The organism is Specibacter sp. RAF43 (genome assembly GCF_052114065.1).
In the GTDB taxonomy this organism is placed as follows: domain Bacteria; phylum Actinomycetota; class Actinomycetes; order Actinomycetales; family Micrococcaceae; genus Specibacter.
Map to the genome: position 1 here is coordinate 106,110 of NZ_JBFREA010000012.1, position 15,511 is coordinate 121,620.

Sequence of the window (15,511 nt, forward strand, 5' to 3'; positions counted from 1 at the left end):
GGCACTAGGCCGCCGGTGAAAGCCGGGTTGAGTGCCGCGCATGAACGGCGGGCGTTATGAGCGGTTTGCGTGTTAGAAGGCACGGAGGATGTCTTCGACGCGTTGCTTGGCGTCGCCGAAGAGCATTTGTGAGTTGTCGCGGTAGAACAGTGGGTTCTGGACGCCCGCGTAGCCGGCGGCCATGGAGCGTTTGAACACGACGACGTTTTCGGCTTCCCAGACCCGCAGGACGGGCATGCCGGCGATGGGGCTGCCCGGGTCTTCGGCCGCGGAGGGGTTGACGGTGTCGTTGGCGCCGATGACGAGCACCACGGAGGTGTCGCCGAGGTCGTCGTTGATTTCGTCCATTTCCAGGACGATGTCGTAGGGGACCTTGGCTTCGGCGAGGAGCACGTTCATGTGTCCGGGCAGGCGCCCGGCGACGGGGTGGATGCCGAACCGCACGTTCACGCCGCGTTCGCGGAGCTGGTGGGCGAGTTCCGCGACGGGGTATTGGGCCTGGGCCACTGCCATGCCGTAGCCGGGGGTGATGACCACGGACGAGGCGTTGGTCAGCATTTCCGCGGTGGCCTCGGCGGTGATCTCCCGGTACTCGCCTTGGTCTCCGGCGGCTGCCGTGGTGGGCGCGGCGATGCCGAACCCGCCGGCGATCACGGAGAGGAAGGACCGGTTCATGGCCTTGCACATGATGTAGGACAGGTAGGCACCCGAGGAGCCCACTAGGGCGCCGGTGATGATCAGGAGGTCGTTGTTCAGCAGGAACCCGGCCGCGGCGGCGGCCCAACCGGAGTAGCTGTTGAGCATGGAGACGACCACGGGCATGTCGCCGCCGCCGATGGAGGCCACCAGGTGCCAACCCAGCCCGAGGGCGAGGAGGGTGACAACAACCAGGAGCCACAGCTGGGAGTCATTGACGTACCAGACGGTCAGGGCGAGGAACCCGGCGAGGGCGCCGAGATTGATGGCGTTCTTCCCCGGCAGCATCAGAGGTGAGGATTTCATGCGGGCCGAGAGTTTCAGGAACGCCACGATGGAGCCGGTGAAGGTCACCGCGCCGATGAACACGCCGATGAACACCTCGGCATGGTGGATCGCCATCAGGTCCGAGGGCAGCTCCGGTGCCTGCAGGTGGCCGTTCCAGCCGACGAGGACGGCGGCGAGGCCAACGAAGCTGTGCAGCAGCGCGATCAGTTCCGGCATGCCGGTCATTTCCACGACCCGGGCGCGCCAGAGCCCGATGGCCCCGCCAACCAGCACCGCGGCCACGAGCAGCACCAGGCCGGTCAGGCCGGCACCGGTTCCCCAGGCGTCCTGGAGGGTCAGCCAGATGGTCGCCGCGAGGGCCAGGACCATCCCGGTGATGCCGTAGATCACCCCGGCCCTGGCTTTCTCGTGCTTGCTCAGCCCGGCAAGGCTGAGGATGAACAACAGGGCCGCGACGACGTAGGCCGCTCCCGCGATGGACTCGGCGGTCAACGGACCGGTGACGGCATCAGACACGGTAAAACTCCTCGAGACGATTCCTGCTGCTGCTTCGGTGACGGCGCTCATGAACGTGCCTTCTCACCACGGGAGAACATCGCGAGCATGCGCCGGGTGACGGCGAAGCCGCCAAAAATGTTGATGCTGGCCAGCAGGACCGCGACCGCGGCGAGAATCTGCATGACGGGGTTCTCGGAGGTGACCTGCAAAAGCGCGCCGACGACGATGATCCCGGAGATCGCGTTCGTGACCGACATCAGCGGGGTGTGCAGGGCGTGGTGGACCTTCCCGATGACGTAGAAGCCGACCACCACGGAGAGCATCAGCACCGTGAAGTGCTGCGGCAGCGGCGCCGGAGCAACGGCGTTGATCGCAAACAACACCGCGATGCCGGCGGCGAAGAGCCCAGCCTTGCCGGCCGTGCTGAGGCCCTGCTTCTTCTTCGCAACCGTGCTTTCGGCGGCCGTGGCGGCGTCGGTCGTCACAACCGGGGCGGCGGAAACCTGCACCGGTGGCGGCGGCCACGTCTTCTCACCCTCACGCACCACCGTCACCGAGCGCTGCACCACATCATCAAAATCGATCCGCAGCACCCCGTCCTTGTCCTTGGTGAGGAGTTTGAGCAGGTTGAGCATGTTCGTCCCGTACAGCTGGGAGGCCTGGGCCGGCAACCGGGCCGGGAGATCCGTGTAACCCAGGATCACCACCCCGTTGCTTGTGACCACCCGTTCCCCGGCGACCGAGCCCTCCACGTTTCCGCCCTGGCCGGCGGCCATGTCCACGATCACGCTGCCGGCCTTCATGCCCGCGACGTCCTTGGCGGTGAGCAGCTTCGGCGCCGGGCGCCCCGGGATCAGGGCCGTGGTGATGATGATGTCCACATCCCGGGCCTGCTCCGAATAAATCTCCGCCGCCCGGGCGTCATAGGCCTCGGAGGTGGCCTTGGCATACCCGTCCGTGGACGTCATCTCTTCGGCCACCTCAACCTTGAGGTAGGTCCCGCCGATGGACTTCACCTGATCAGCCACCTCCGGCCGCGGATCCGTCGCCCGCACGATCGCGCCCAGGCTGGAGGCCGCACCAATGGCCGCCAACCCGGCAACGCCCGCACCCGCAACCAAGACCTTCGCCGGCGGGACCTTGCCCGCCGCGGTCACCTGACCGGTGAAAAACCGGCCGAATTCATGCGCGGCCTCAATGACCGCCCGATACCCGGCGATGTTCGCCATCGAACTGAGCACGTCCATGGACTGTGCACGGGAAATCCTGGGCACGGCGTCCAAGGCGAGAGCGGTGATCGGACGGGCGGCCAACGCCTCCACCAAATCCGGCCGCAGGCCAGGGCTAAGCGACCCGATCAGCGTCGCCCCCTCGGCCAAGCGGCCGATCTCATCCTCCGTGGGCGGATTCACCCGCAGCACCACCTCAGAACCCCACGCCTCATCGGCACCCACAATCAGTGCACCGGCCTCGGCATAGGCCTCATCGCGGAACGACGCGGACTCCCCCGCCCCCTTCTCCACCACAACCTCATAACCCAGGCCCAACAGCTGCCCCACGGTGGCAGGCGTCGCCGCCACCCGCGTCTCGCGACCCAACTCGGCCACAATGCCAATACGTGTCACATTCACTCTCTTTCATTTAGGAACCGGTCCGGAAGTTCTTTAAACTCATAGTTCGAAGACGCTGGCGTCAACTTAAATCCTGGAGGCCACTCATGGCCTGAGAGGGACGATCAACGTCCCGTAACCTTGCCGGAGAGTCTTGCGATCGGGGCGAGCACCAAGGGGCGGGCTGCGATCCAGCCGCCGACGATGACGAGCAGCGAGACGACGAAGATCAAGAACCCGGCCCAGTTGACGACGTCCGTGCCGGCGTATATGTGGTTCAGGTTCCGCAGCGCACCGGTTGCGAACACCAATGACACATGCACCACAATGAACGCCGTGAAATACAGCATCACCGGGAAGTGGAGCGCCCTCGCCAACTCGACGGGGTAAACCTTGTTCAGTGTCTTCGCCCCCTTTGGCCACAGCTCCGACATCCGCACCCCCGTGATGGCAGCGAGCGGCGCAGCGACGAAGACCGTGAGGAAGTACATGAGCTGCTGTAGGCTGTTGTAATTTACCCAACCGTTTTCGGTGGGCCAGTCCAGCGACATGTACTGCACCACTGCCGAGAAGGCGTTGGGAAAAACGTCCCAGCTTGTCGGCACGATTCGCATCCAATGCCCCGTCATGAACAGCAACACAACGAAGATGACGCCATTGGCCAGCCACAGGATGTCCAGCCCCTGATGGAACCAGAGCGTCAGGCTGATCTTGCCCTTACCGTCCTTTGACCACTTCGGTGTCCAGAACGCGCCCGGCCGTTTCTCGTTGCGCACCTGCAGCCCCGAGCGGATGATCAGCACCATCAGGAACACGTTGAAGAAGTGCTGCCACTGTACCCAGGCAGGGAACCCAGCGATCGCCCCCGCGGGCAGGGGGTATTCGCCGGGGTAGGTGGCGAGGAAGTCCTGCATGAACGGCAGGTTCCGGAACCATGTTGCGGCGACCACCACGACCGTAGCGGCCCCCAGCACGGCGAACCCGCCGATGACGGCGAAGCCCAGCAACTGCTTGCGGGTGTAGGCGCCGAAACGCCCGGGTCCCTTGGCTGGGACAGGTGTCGGCGCGGGGCGGGCCTGCGCCGGAGGGGCCGCCGACGTGGTCGGGCGGGCGGACGTGCTGGGGCTTGCCGGCTTGGTGAGAACCGCTTGTGCCGCGCCATCGATGGCCGTGGGGGCGGTTGCCGTCACGGCCTGTGCCGTTTCGTCACCCGCCGCCGGCGCCGCACCCCCTGCTTCGGGAACCATGCCTGCGGGCTCGGCCGCCGCAGCCGACGTCGATTCGGCCGGGCCCCCGGGAACGACCGGCATATCCGCGGTGGGACTCTGACCGGCCGTATTCGCCCTGGCGCCCGGAGTTGAGGTGGCCGCGTGCGGCGGCGCGGCGGGGACCGATGCAGTGACGGGTACGTCCACGGCGCCGGCCGGCGGCCACGGCTCACCACCTGGAACCCGCGGCAACCCGCGACGAATCGATCGAGCCCCCTGGCCGGGTGCGGCGGTCGCAACCGGCTCCGCCCTGGACGATTGCTCAGGTGGGCCCGCGTCGGTGCCGGACGCACCCATGGCCACCCGCGCATCCCGAATGGGCGGCCAGGGTTCACCGCCGGGCCGGCGCGGGAGGCCCTGGCGTGTCGACCTCGCATACGTCGCCATCGTCCCTACACTTTCTTCGCGTCGAGGGCAGCCATCAACTGCGGCACAACAGTAAACAGGTCGCCGACGACACCGAAGTCCGCGATCTCGAAGATCGGGGCATCCGCGTCCTTGTTGATCGCCACGATTGTCTTCGCCGTCTGCATGCCGGCACGGTGTTGGATCGCCCCCGAAATTCCCAGCGCGACGTAGAGCTGCGGTGCCACGGAAACCCCGGTCTGCCCAACCTGATGTGACTGGGGGATATAACCCGCGTCAACCGCAGCGCGTGACGCGCCGACGGCCGCACCGAGGACGTCCGCGAGCTGCTCGACGAGCACGAACTTCTCCTCGGAACCGAGGCCGCGCCCGCCGGAGACGACCTTCGCCGCTCCGCGCAGCTCGGGACGGCTCGATGCCTGGACTACCTCGTCAAACGACAGGATGGATGCCGCGGGCTTGCCCGATGCCGTCACCGGCAGTGTCGTGACCGTGGGCACGCGCGCCCCCGCGCGCGCGTCGATGGAACCCTGTCGCACCGTGATCACGGGTGCACCCTGGGTCACTGCGGAGTCAACGTTGTAGGCGCCGCCGTAGACCGAGTGGTGGGCTACGATGCCTTCTGCATCCCGCGAGACGCCGATCGCGTCGACCGCAAGGCCGGATCGGGTACGGGCAGCAAACACGCCCGCGGCATCCCGGCCCGCGATCGAGTTCGAGATCAGCACTGCGTCGGGACGCACGGTGCTTGCGGCGGCGACCAGCGCATCGACCACAGGCATTGTGAGGATGCCCGGGTCAGCCGTCTCGGCAACGACCACGTGGGCGGCGCCCAGGGCGCCCGCGGCGTCCGCCGCAGCGGCCCCAGCGCCGGGCGTGGTCACCACCAGTGCGACGGGAGTGCCGACCTGGGCGGCGGCGCCGAGCAGGCCTGCCGCGCTGCCCGCGAGTCCGCCGGAAGGCGTGAGCTCGACAAGGACAAGGATGGAATCCGCTTCATATTCGGCCATGATTGTGCTCCTTACACCAGTCGGTTCTGCAAGAGGAAGTCGGCGAGCTTCTCGCCTGCATCGCCCTCGTCAACGATCTTCACGCCCGCGTCGCGGGCCTGCTTCTTTGCGATCCCAATGACGATCGAGCGCCCAGCCTCCGGGGCATCGGGATCGACGGCGAGTTCTGCCAGGGACAGAATCTCAATCGGCTTCTTCTTCGCCGCCATGATTCCCTTGAAGTTCGGGAACCGCGCCTCCGGCAGCGCCTCAGTGACCGACACCACGGCAGGCAGGGAAGCCCTTACCTGCATCGTGCCGTTCTCAGTTGCCCGGACGCCGGTTACGGCGTCCGGGGCGATCTCGATGGATGACAGCGACGTCGCGTGCGGCACACCGAGGAATTCGGCGACCATCGCCGCAAGTACGCCGCCGGTGCCGTCCGTAGACAAGTTTCCCGCGATCACAAGGTCGAACCCGGTGCGCTGGATCGCCGCGGCAAGTACCTCTGCGGTCAGCCCAAGGTCGGCTCCCCGGAGTGCCTCGTCGGCAACCTGCACAGCCGACGCCGCTCCCATGGCAAGGCCCTTGCGTAACGTCGCTACTGCGCTTTCCGGTGCCATCGAAAGCACTATGACCTCGGTGTCGGCGTTCCCATCTGCGAACGAGAGCGCCACTTCGAGCGAGCGTTCCCCGATCTCGTCGAAAACGACCTCACCCGCCGCGCGATCTGCGAGCCCGGTCTCGAGGTCGAGCGCGCGGTCCCCATAGGTGTCGGGGACCTCCTTCACCAGCACGATGATCTTCATTGACATCTCTTCTCGCCCCTTCTTCTTCGCGACCCCTGTCGCAATGTATCGACGCGGAGCCGGACGGACTCCTGGACTAGTTTGTTCTTGGTCAAATGTGTGCAGACTGCCGGAAGGCGCGGCGTGACCGGCCGGGGATGTCTGCGACGAATGGCTACGCCGATTGGGAGCCCTCCCGGCCGAGGGCCCGCTGCGTCAGAAGCACATACTCTTCGGCGAGAACGGCGGGTGACAGCTGGCCCCCAGGGCGGTACCACTGGGACACACCCGTGCACATGGTGATGACGGCGCGGCTGGCATCACGTGGGCTCTCCGTACGAAAGTATCCAACGCGAACACCTTCCTCGACGATCTCCTCGAGAACCCTTTGCTGACGGTCACGGGAGGCAATGTGTCGCGCGCGGGCTTCCGGCTCCAGCGCGCGTATCTCGCTCGCCGAAATGAACGCAAGTTCTCCGCGATACGCGTGGAACAGCACAAAGCACTCGATGATCGACCTGAATCTGGCCTCCACCGATTCGCCTGCCTCCTCGAGCGCGGCCATGCTCCGGCGATACAGATCCGCCATCGCGATCTCCATGAGGCTCACAAGCATTGCTTGCTTCGACGCGAAGTGGTGATACAGGCCGGGTACCGACAGCCCCGCCGCGGCGGCAAGCTGACGCGTTGTGGTCCCGTGGTACCCGTTTTCCACAAAGCAGGTCAGGGCCGTCTGCAGGATGGGCGGCACAAGTGAGTCGCCGTATTCCTTCCAGTGGGCCATGGTCCCCACTTCGTTGCCGGCCTTATCCATCACCATTGCGCGCTACTTCCATTCGTTCATTGCCCAGGGCCGGTTCAGATGCTGTCTTGACATCCGCCCCGGTTCGAACCAAGCTTACATTACCGAGCGCTCGCTCGGCTAGCCTCAATGAGGAAGGGCGATGATGCTCGGAGAACTAACCGCGCAGCGACTGTCGGGCAAAAATGCAATCGTGACCGGTGCCAGCCGCGGAATTGGGCTCGCGGTCACCGAGCGCCTGGTGGCGGAGGGGGCCAGGGTTGTGATCACCGCCCGTGAGCCGGACGCTCTCGCACAGGTGGCAGCGTCCTTCCCCGAGGGAACCGTGGTCGCAGTATCAGGCAAGGCCGACGATCCGCAACACCGTGCAGACGTGTTCGAGACCGTCGCCCGCGAGTTTGGCGGGCTTGACATCCTGGTCAACAATGCCGGCATCAACCCGACGTACGGACGCCTGATGGACCTCGAGCTGGGCAGCGCACGCAAGATTCTCGAGGTCAATCTGCTGGGCACCCTCGCCTGGGTGCAGGGCGCATTCCACCACCCAGAACTCCGGTTTGCAAACCGCCACGGTTCGGTTGTCAACCTCTCCTCCGTCACCGGACAGGTGCCGTCCGAAGGCATAGGCTGGTACGGGGTGAGCAAGGCGGCGATCGCCCACTTGACGCGAACGCTCAGCGTGGAACTCGGACCAGACATCAGGGTAAATGCAGTGGCTCCCGCAGTGGTCAAAACCAAATTCGCCAGAGCGCTCTATGAGGGTAAGGAAGACGAGGTCGCCGCGGACTACCCGCTCGCGCGGCTGGGAACCCCGGAGGACGTCGCCGCGGCGGTCGCCTTCCTCGCCTCCCCGGACGCATCATGGATCACGGGGCAGGTTCTTAATCTCGACGGCGGGCTGCTCAACGCAGGAGGGACGGCATGACAATGACCGAAATTGACGAGCTTCGACTGCGCACCCGTGCCTTCATCCGCGACGTCGTCATCCCCGCCGAACCGGCTCCCGGCGAACGGCTGGATCCGGCCGTCCGCGCGCGACTTCAAGCGGCAGCCAAGACCGCCGGCGTCTTCGCACCCCACGTCGACCGCAGGTTTGGCGGGCAGGGGCTGCCTATCGACCAGTGGTCCCCGATCTTCCAGGAGGCCGGCTACTCGCCGATCGGACCGAGCGCCCTCAATTGCATGGCACCGGATGAAGGCAACATGCACATGCTCGAGCTCATCGCCACGCCGGAACAGCAGGAGAGATACCTCGTGCCGCTCGCCGCGGGCGACATCCGTTCGTGCTTCGCGATGACCGAGCCACACCCCGGCGCCGGATCGGACCCTTCCGCCCTCATGACGGAAGCCCGGCGGGTTGACGGCGGATGGCGGATCTCAGGTCACAAGCGTTTCATCAGCGGCGCGGACGGTGCGGCGTTCACGATTGTGATGGCACGCAATGCGGCATCGGCCGGCGTTCCTGAAGGAGCGACCATGTTCCTCGTCGATTCCGCCAACCCCGGCGTGCGCATGGGGGAGCACATTCATACCATGGACCGGGCCATCGACGGCGGACACCCGCATGTCTACTTCGAGGACTGCCTGGTGGAAGACGCGGCCGTCCTCGGCCAGCCGGGCGAAGGCTTCCGCTACGCGCAGGTTCGCCTCGCACCGGCACGCTTGACCCATTGCATGCGGTGGCTGGGGCTCGCCCGCAGGGCACTGGACATCGCTCTGGACCGCGCCAATACCCGGGAACTTTTCGGCTCGGCCATGAAGGACCTGGGACTCGTGCAGGAACTGATCGCGCAGTCCGTCATCGACCTCGAAACATCCGACGCGATCATCACAAAAACCGCCAACCTCCTCGCCACGGATCCGAGAGCCGGATCGGCCATGTCCTCCATCGCGAAGGTGCACTGCTCCGATGCGATCTACCGAGTGATTGACCGCGCAATCCAAATCTGCGGCGGCGACGGCGTGTCCGACGGCCTTCCGCTCGCCCAGTATCTTAACGAGGTGCGGCCGTTCCGGATCTACGACGGCTCGAACGAGGCCCACAAGTGGGCCATCTCCCGTCGCGCGTCAAAAGGCAGGGCCAAGGCCGTGGCCGACGGCACCCCTCGTCTCGATCAAGCGGTGATTCGATGAGCACCGTCGCCGACGGCGTCGAGGTTGTGGAGTCACGCAAGGACGCCGCCGGACTTGCCTTGCCGCCACTTCTCGTCCTCGACGCAGTCCGCGAGTTCTTTGACGCGCACAGGCTCGGCCGGGGGCCACTGGAGGTCGAGCGCATCGGGGATGGCCAGTCGAATGTTACCTACCGCATCACTCGCGGCGACAAAACTTTCGTCCTGCGACGCGGACCCCGCCCGCCGCATCCCAAGTCCGCCCACAACATGGTGCGGGAAGCCCGGATACAGCGCCTGGTGCGCGCCGCCGGTGTCCCCGTGCCACGCATTGTCGCCGTCTGCGAGGACGATTCGACGCTCGACGTGCCGTTCTACGTTATGGAGTTCGTCGGCGGCGAGGTGATCACCAACCGAATTCCGCCACAGTTCGACGGCGCAGATCAGCGGCGCGCCACCGCGTTCGCCGCGATAGATGCGATGGTCGCCCTGCACCGGGTCGACGTGCGGTCTGGGGAGCTGGCAACCCTTGGCCGACCAGATGGTTACTTGGAGCGGCAGGTCAGGCTTTTTTCGTCTTTGTGGGACGGGAACACCCGGCGGGAACTGCCGGAAGTGGCCGTGATCGGGGCTTGGCTCGCCGCAAACAGACCAGAGAGTCAGATGGTTTCAGTCGTCCACGGCGATTTCCGCTTGGGCAACCTGATGTTCAACAGCAGCCCTCCCGTAACAGTTGCCGCGATCCTCGACTGGGAGATGGCCACCATCGGCGACCCTCTCGCGGATCTGGGCTACTTCGCCGCAACCTATGCGGAGCCCGGCACGGAACCTACTCCGATGGATCTGACGCCGGTCACCCGGGAACCGGGATATCCCTCGCGCGAGGAACTCCTCGCCCGATACGCGCGCCAGCTGCCGCTGGACCTGAGCCAGTTGCACTGGTATCAGGCACTCGCCCTGTGGAAGGCAGCGATCTTCTGCGAAGCCATGTACACGCGTTGGCACAACGGCGAACGCCCAGGCGATGACTTTGGGCCGACCCTCGAGGAGGGTGTGCCGGCCCTGCTTCGGGCCGCGTCCTCCTTCGCGCGAAACTGAGTGTCCGCGGAGGTGACCTCGCCCAATGGTGTGTTGATCCATCCCGGGGCAAACAAAAAGCCCTCCAAGCTGCGGGAAACCGCAGCCTGGAGGGCTTTCATGGTGGAGCTAAGGAGATTCGAACTCCTGACCTCTTCGATGCGAACGAAGCGCGCTACCAACTGCGCCATAGCCCCGTGATCATGGTGAGATGATCAGCTTTTCTAGGTTAACCCCATTGGCGCCCCGTGTCCAAACGGACACGGAACGGGTGGACGGCCAACGCGCCACCCGCCGGACCGTGGGCCTCTTTCTGGCGGCGAGCACCGCAACGTGGGACGATGCAAACATGCCCATCAATACCAGCGCCATCAACCACATCCGACTCACCGTGACCGACATCGACCGCTCCCGGGCCTTCTACGACGATCTCTTCGGCTGGCCCGTCGCCCTTGAAACACCCGCCGACGCCGACCCGGCAACCCGGGCGCACTATGCCTTCCTCTACGGTGGCATCATCTACAACATGGGCCACTCGCTCCTGGGCCTGCGCCCCGTCGCCACGGACACCTTTGATGAAAACCGAACCGGCCTGGACCACCTCTCCCTGACGCTGGCATCGCGGGCGGACCTCGACGCCGCCGTGACGCTCCTGGATGACCGCGGCATCGCCCACGGGGGCCTGAAGGACATTGGGAACGGCTTCATCGTCGAGTTCCGCGACCCGGACAACATCGCCCTGGAGCTGTTCGCACCCAAAGCCCGCTAGGGCAGGGCTCGACAGGGGCGATCCCCGCTCCTACCGGCTGGCCAGCCAGTCGCTGAACTCGATCGACCCGGCCACGTCATCAGGGACCAGGTTCTTCCCGGCGCGCAGGAACGTGCCAAAGGACCCCGGCAGCGGCATGGGCGTCACCACCCCGTGCCGGCCCGTCGCCGACTTCCACTGCTCCGCCAACGCCTTCATGGACCACACGGACGGCCCGCCGGCCCGCACGGCCACATGCCGGGGCGCATCCGGGGCCAGCCCGGCCGCGGCCTCGGACACCAACACGCGCGCCACGTCAACGGCGGCAATCGGCTGGAAGGAAACGCCCGTAAAGGCCGGAATCAGGCCCACCCTGGCCCCGGCGGAAAACACTCCGGCCACCAAATTGTGAAATTGCGTGGCATAGACGACGGTGGTCGGCATCGCCGAACTTTCATAACTGCGCGCCCGCGCCGCCTGCACCTGGTAGTACCCCATGGAGCACTCCGCGGCATTCACAATGGTCAGCAACACGCAGCGTGCAACGTCCGCCCGCCCGGCCGCGGCCAGCAACGCAACGGACGTGCTGGGCAGCGACTTCAGCGCCGCCCCGGTCCGGGCGTCCAGCGTCTCGATGACGGCGTCCACGCCGGCCAACGCGGCCGCCACCCCGTGGCCCGTGCGGAAATCAGCTTCACGATAGTCGGCGCCGTCCACCCGCCGGGGATCCTCGGCGGGCGGCACCTTCCGGCTGATGGAGCGCACGGAGTACCCCCGCTGCACGGCGTCCGCCACGACGGCTCTGCCTGCGATACCGGTTCCGCCGGCAACGGCAATCACGACCATCCCTAGACCCTACTCGGCTCTGCCGGACATGAAAACAATGGACACTACTACGGACGGGCATGGCAATGGCCGGCTCCCGGAGGACCCGGCCATCAACAAACCTACGCGCGACGACGCTGCAACACGTCGTCCAGGTTGCTCAGCGCATGCGGGGCCTTCCCCGCGCCCCTGGCGACACCGCCCGCCCGGTCCGGGCCGGGCCCGGCGGCCGCCGCGGCCGACGGGGACGCTGCGGAGGTCTCGGAATCCTCCACCGGGGCCGCGCCGGCCGGGGCCGCGCCGATGCCGGCCTGGTCGGCCCGAATGGAGGTGCCGGCGGATTTGGGCACCGCCGGGATCGCCAGGGGCGCGGCCGCGGCCGCGGCGGCCTTCGCGGCCGTCACGTACCCGGGCCGGGGCACCTCCACGGGCTCCCAGGTCTCGCCGTCAAGCTCGCCTTCGGCCAACGTCTGCGTGTGTGCCAGCTTGGCATCCGCGGTGCCCTTCGCGGCCACCCGCAAGGCGGCGTTGCGCAGCTCCTCGGCCGTCAGCGGCTTGGGCACCGGCGCGGGCTCGGCCCCCACGGCACCGTCAAACAATGTCGTCTCCCGGCGCGCCCCGGCGGATTGTGCGGCGGCCGCGGCGTTCGCCGCCGCCGTCGCGGCGGCAGCCGCCGCTCGACGGGCAGCGGTAAGGCGCAGGTTTTGGTCGCGCACGGCCAGCGACCGCAGCCCCGCCAGGACCGCGGCGAAGAGAACCAGCCCGGCCCAGGACAATGCGGTGGAGCCCATATGGAATACGGTCAGCGCGCCGGATATGGCCGCCGTGAGCAAGGCCAGCAGGCCCACGACCGCGAAAAAGGTGCGACCCCAGTGGACATGCAGCGGTGCAGGGCGGGTCACGGGCATGACGGACGGCGGTCCCGGCTCCACATGGGTGTGGGCGTCGGAAGTGATGCTTTCCATTGACGACTCCTGCAACTGCTGGATCTGGCGTGCCGGCTGCGGCGTGGCAGTCGTGACAACCACCGGTTGTGCGTCGGCGCTGCTGGGCGCTTCCACGATTCAACCCTAAAGGGGAAATATGTCCCTTCCGGCATTACTGCCGGTGTGTCGCAAGGTGATGACGGAATTGCTACCGTCCGGCCAGCCATCGGTTCAACAGCCCGCCCGGCACTTCCTCGGCCGTCAGTGCGAAACTGCGGTGGTCGGCCCACGCGCCGTTGATGTGCAGGTAACGCGGGCGCAGGCCCTCGTCCCGGAACTTCAGCTTTTCCACCACGCGCAGGCTGGGCGCGTTTTCCGGGCGGATGTTGATCTCCATCCGGTGCAACCCCAGGGTGCGGAAGCAGTGGTCGGTGGCCATGGCCACCGCCGTCGGGGCGATGCCGCGCCCGGCCCGGTCCTGGTCCACCCAATAGCCCAGCGTGGCCATCATGGCCGAACCCCACATGATGGAGGAAACGGTCAGTTGCCCCACGATGACGGGCCGGGACTGTGCGGGCACGCGCTCGGTGATGACAAACGGCAGCGCCGCGGCGGCCCGCGCCTGTTCCGTCAGTCCGCGGACCATGCCCCCGAAGCTGGGCAGCTCACCCTGCCCGACCGGGTTGCTCGCCTCCCACGGCTGCAGCCAGGCGGCATTGCGGGCGCGTACGCGCGTCCATTCGGTCTTGTCCCGCAGCCGGATGGGACGCAGGATCAGATCGCCGCACTCCAATGTCACCGGCCAGATGGCCTGGCCCCACACGGGGCTATTTCGACAATGTGGCGGCGAAGCCAGCAAGCCATTCGCGCAGGTCCGGACCGAGGTCCTCGCTTTCGCACGCGAGGGTCACCACGGCCTTCAGATAGCTGAGTTTGTCCCCGGTGTCATAACGGCGGCCGCGGAACACCACCCCGTACACGCCGCCGCCTTCCCCTTCCCGGGTGGCCAGCGTCTGCAGGGCATCCGTGAGCTGGATTTCATCGCCGCGGCCCGGCGGCGTGTTTTCCAGGACCTCAAATACGGCCGGGTGCAGCACGTAGCGGCCAATGACCGCAAGGTTGGACGGCGCGTCCGCCGCGTCCGGCTTTTCCACCAGGTGATTGACCCGGACGTAGTCCTCGCCCTCCACGACCGTCATGTCGGCGCAGCCGTAGGCGGAAATCTTGGACGGCTCAACCTCGATCAGCGCCACCACGGAACCCCCGGTGCGGGCCTGGACGTCGATCATGGTGGTCAGCAGTTCATCGCGTTCGTCAATGAGGTCATCACCGAGCAGCACGGCAAAGGGCTCATTGCCCACATGGGTCTTGGCGCGCAGCACCGCGTGTCCCAGCCCCTTGGGGTCGCCCTGGCGGACGTAGTGGATCTCGCCGAGGTCGGTGGCGTGCTGGATGGCCGCCAGCCGGTCAAGGTCGCCCTTGGCCTCGAGCAGCTGCTCGGTGACCGGGACGCGGTCAAAGTGGTCCTCCAGGGCGCGCTTGTTGCGCCCGGTAATCATCAGCACGTCCGTCAACCCGGCGCTGACCGCTTCCTGCACCACATACTGGATGGCAGGCTTGTCAACTACGGGCAGCATCTCCTTGGGCATGGCCTTGGTGGCCGGCAGGAAACGGGTCCCCAAGCCGGCCGCGGGAATTACGGCTTTACGTACGCGTGAAACTTCAGTCATGGTCCTAGGCTAACGGAGAACGCAAGGGTTAACCGGACACAGTTGCTAAATTGGGGCCACCAAAGGTCAAGGAACGGGTAGTCGATGAGTGAGTGCACCAAGGCGGAGTGGCGGGCCCGGCTGCGTGCCGCCCGCCTGTTGATTGACGACGCCGGCCGTCACCTGGCGGCCGCGGGGCTCGCCTCCGCGGGCCTCGCCTGGCTGCGGGAAATGAGCGGCGGAATGCCGGCAACCACCATCTGCGCCTACGTTTCCGGCCGCGCCGAACCGCCCACCGCGCCGCTTTTGGGCGCCCTGGCAGGGGCCGGGCACACCGTCCTTGTCCCCGTCTGCGAACCCGGCCACCAGCTCAGCTGGACTCCCTGGACCCCGGGGGTGGCCATGGCGCGCAGCGCGCTGGCTCCCGTGCAGGAACCGGTGGGGCCCCGGTACCGGTTCGCCGAGCTGGGCGCCGTCCACGGACTGATCTTGCCCGCCCTGGCGATTGATGCTGCGGGTGTCCGGCTGGGGCAGGGTGGCGGGTACTACGACCGCTTCCTCGCGGCGGTGGGTGAAGGCGCCGTCCCGACGGCCGGCGTCGTCTATGAGGCCGAGGCCGTGCCCGCCGGCGAGCTGCCGCACGATGTACTGGATCGGCGCGTCCAGTACATCCTCACCCCCGGCGGATACCGGCCGGCGGCGGAATAAGTTCCGTACCGGGGGCGTTATGCGCACCGGTGATAGAATTAGCACTCGGGACCCTGGACTGCTAAGCATTTGGGGGGCAGTCGCGGTCCTGACGCATGTATC

Annotated in this window: 15 protein-coding genes and 1 tRNA gene; 5 read left to right on the plus strand and 11 right to left on the minus strand. The window is 66.7% G+C overall.

Annotated features, from left to right (window positions below; all coding sequences use genetic code 11):
• Positions 1-72: 72 nt before the first annotated feature.
• From pntB to AB4Y80_RS08680, 6 genes are all read right to left on the minus strand, one after another.
• Positions 73-1,551: a Re/Si-specific NAD(P)(+) transhydrogenase subunit beta gene (gene pntB, locus AB4Y80_RS08655; protein ID WP_442213646.1), complete on the minus strand. Its 1,479-nt coding sequence runs from the start codon at positions 1,549-1,551 to the stop codon at positions 73-75.
• Positions 1,548-3,107 carry a Re/Si-specific NAD(P)(+) transhydrogenase subunit alpha gene (locus AB4Y80_RS08660; protein WP_442213647.1) on the minus strand — a complete coding sequence of 520 codons (1,560 nt, stop codon included), beginning with the start codon at positions 3,105-3,107 and terminating at the stop codon, positions 1,548-1,550. The genes pntB and AB4Y80_RS08660 overlap by 4 nt, the downstream gene beginning before the upstream one ends.
• Before the next feature lie 110 nt (positions 3,108-3,217).
• Positions 3,218-4,339 (minus strand): cytochrome b/b6 domain-containing protein, encoded by a 1,122-nt coding sequence (locus AB4Y80_RS08665; protein ID WP_442213648.1) that lies wholly within the window; start codon positions 4,337-4,339, stop codon positions 3,218-3,220.
• Positions 4,340-4,752: 413 nt separating this feature from the next.
• Complete coding sequence (locus tag AB4Y80_RS08670) at positions 4,753-5,736, minus strand: electron transfer flavoprotein subunit alpha/FixB family protein (protein WP_442213649.1); 984 nt, start codon at positions 5,734-5,736, stop codon at positions 4,753-4,755.
• An 11-nt stretch (positions 5,737-5,747) separates the two neighbouring features.
• The gene (locus AB4Y80_RS08675) at positions 5,748-6,524 is read right to left on the minus strand and encodes an electron transfer flavoprotein subunit beta/FixA family protein (RefSeq protein ID WP_442213651.1); all 777 of its coding nucleotides are present in this window, start codon (positions 6,522-6,524) and stop codon (positions 5,748-5,750) included.
• Between the two features lie 154 nt (positions 6,525-6,678).
• A complete protein-coding gene (locus AB4Y80_RS08680; RefSeq protein ID WP_442213652.1) occupies positions 6,679-7,323 on the minus strand; it encodes a TetR/AcrR family transcriptional regulator in 645 nt (214 codons plus the stop codon).
• Between the two features lie 127 nt (positions 7,324-7,450).
• Between AB4Y80_RS08680 and AB4Y80_RS08685 the strand changes: the two genes are divergently transcribed.
• The 3 genes from AB4Y80_RS08685 to AB4Y80_RS08695 are packed head-to-tail and all read left to right on the plus strand — an operon-like array spanning position 7,451 to position 10,514.
• Entirely contained in the window at positions 7,451-8,230 is a 780-nt protein-coding gene (locus AB4Y80_RS08685) for an SDR family oxidoreductase (RefSeq protein ID WP_442213692.1), read from the plus strand.
• A gap of 2 nt (positions 8,231-8,232) precedes the next feature.
• Entirely contained in the window at positions 8,233-9,438 is a 1,206-nt protein-coding gene (locus AB4Y80_RS08690; RefSeq protein WP_442213653.1) for an acyl-CoA dehydrogenase family protein, read from the plus strand.
• Complete coding sequence (locus AB4Y80_RS08695) at positions 9,435-10,514, plus strand: phosphotransferase family protein (RefSeq protein WP_442213654.1); 1,080 nt, start codon at positions 9,435-9,437, stop codon at positions 10,512-10,514. Before AB4Y80_RS08690 ends, AB4Y80_RS08695 begins: the two co-directional genes overlap by 4 nt.
• Before the next feature lie 100 nt (positions 10,515-10,614).
• Here AB4Y80_RS08695 and AB4Y80_RS08700 read toward each other — a convergent pair.
• Positions 10,615-10,690: transfer RNA gene (locus AB4Y80_RS08700), tRNA-Ala, on the minus strand.
• Positions 10,691-10,764: 74 nt separating this feature from the next.
• Here AB4Y80_RS08700 and AB4Y80_RS08705 point away from each other — a divergent pair.
• On the plus strand, positions 10,765-11,262 hold the full coding sequence (locus AB4Y80_RS08705; protein ID WP_442213655.1) for a VOC family protein: 498 nt from the start codon (positions 10,765-10,767) through the stop codon (positions 11,260-11,262).
• A 30-nt stretch (positions 11,263-11,292) separates the two neighbouring features.
• Here AB4Y80_RS08705 and AB4Y80_RS08710 read toward each other — a convergent pair whose 3' ends face one another.
• The 4 genes from AB4Y80_RS08710 to galU form a co-directional block, all read right to left on the minus strand.
• Positions 11,293-12,087 carry an SDR family oxidoreductase gene (locus tag AB4Y80_RS08710; RefSeq protein WP_442213656.1) on the minus strand — a complete coding sequence of 265 codons (795 nt, stop codon included), beginning with the start codon at positions 12,085-12,087 and terminating at the stop codon, positions 11,293-11,295.
• Positions 12,088-12,188: 101 nt separating this feature from the next.
• Positions 12,189-13,031 carry a hypothetical protein gene (locus AB4Y80_RS08715; RefSeq protein ID WP_442213657.1) on the minus strand — a complete coding sequence of 281 codons (843 nt, stop codon included), beginning with the start codon at positions 13,029-13,031 and terminating at the stop codon, positions 12,189-12,191.
• 169 nt (positions 13,032-13,200) lie between these two features.
• The gene (locus AB4Y80_RS08720; protein ID WP_442213658.1) at positions 13,201-13,815 is read right to left on the minus strand and encodes a GNAT family N-acetyltransferase; all 615 of its coding nucleotides are present in this window, start codon (positions 13,813-13,815) and stop codon (positions 13,201-13,203) included.
• A gap of 4 nt (positions 13,816-13,819) precedes the next feature.
• Entirely contained in the window at positions 13,820-14,722 is a 903-nt protein-coding gene (galU, locus tag AB4Y80_RS08725) for a UTP--glucose-1-phosphate uridylyltransferase GalU (RefSeq protein WP_442213659.1), read from the minus strand.
• A gap of 84 nt (positions 14,723-14,806) precedes the next feature.
• On the opposite strand from galU, the gene AB4Y80_RS08730 reads away from it, so the two are divergent.
• On the plus strand, positions 14,807-15,409 hold the full coding sequence (locus AB4Y80_RS08730; RefSeq protein WP_442213660.1) for a 5-formyltetrahydrofolate cyclo-ligase: 603 nt from the start codon (positions 14,807-14,809) through the stop codon (positions 15,407-15,409).
• Positions 15,410-15,511 lie beyond the last annotated feature (102 nt).

Excerpts from the sequence above, each read along its gene's own strand:
- galU (WP_442213659.1), bottom strand. The coding sequence starts at position 14,722 with ATGACTGAAGTTTCACGCGTACGTAAAGCCGTAATTCCCGCGGCCGGC.
- pntB (WP_442213646.1), bottom strand. The coding sequence starts at position 1,551 with ATGAGCGCCGTCACCGAAGCAGCAGCAGGAATCGTCTCGAGGAGTTTT.
- AB4Y80_RS08730 (WP_442213660.1), top strand. The coding sequence starts at position 14,807 with ATGAGTGAGTGCACCAAGGCGGAGTGGCGGGCCCGGCTGCGTGCCGCC.
- AB4Y80_RS08675 (WP_442213651.1), bottom strand. The coding sequence starts at position 6,524 with ATGAAGATCATCGTGCTGGTGAAGGAGGTCCCCGACACCTATGGGGAC.
- AB4Y80_RS08715 (WP_442213657.1), bottom strand. The coding sequence starts at position 13,031 with ATGGAAAGCATCACTTCCGACGCCCACACCCATGTGGAGCCGGGACCG.
- AB4Y80_RS08685 (WP_442213692.1), top strand. The coding sequence starts at position 7,451 with ATGCTCGGAGAACTAACCGCGCAGCGACTGTCGGGCAAAAATGCAATC.
- AB4Y80_RS08695 (WP_442213654.1), top strand. The coding sequence starts at position 9,435 with ATGAGCACCGTCGCCGACGGCGTCGAGGTTGTGGAGTCACGCAAGGAC.
- AB4Y80_RS08710 (WP_442213656.1), bottom strand. The coding sequence starts at position 12,087 with ATGGTCGTGATTGCCGTTGCCGGCGGAACCGGTATCGCAGGCAGAGCC.
- AB4Y80_RS08680 (WP_442213652.1), bottom strand. The coding sequence starts at position 7,323 with ATGGTGATGGATAAGGCCGGCAACGAAGTGGGGACCATGGCCCACTGG.
- AB4Y80_RS08670 (WP_442213649.1), bottom strand. The coding sequence starts at position 5,736 with ATGGCCGAATATGAAGCGGATTCCATCCTTGTCCTTGTCGAGCTCACG.
- AB4Y80_RS08665 (WP_442213648.1), bottom strand. The coding sequence starts at position 4,339 with ATGGTTCCCGAAGCAGGGGGTGCGGCGCCGGCGGCGGGTGACGAAACG.
- AB4Y80_RS08690 (WP_442213653.1), top strand. The coding sequence starts at position 8,233 with ATGACCGAAATTGACGAGCTTCGACTGCGCACCCGTGCCTTCATCCGC.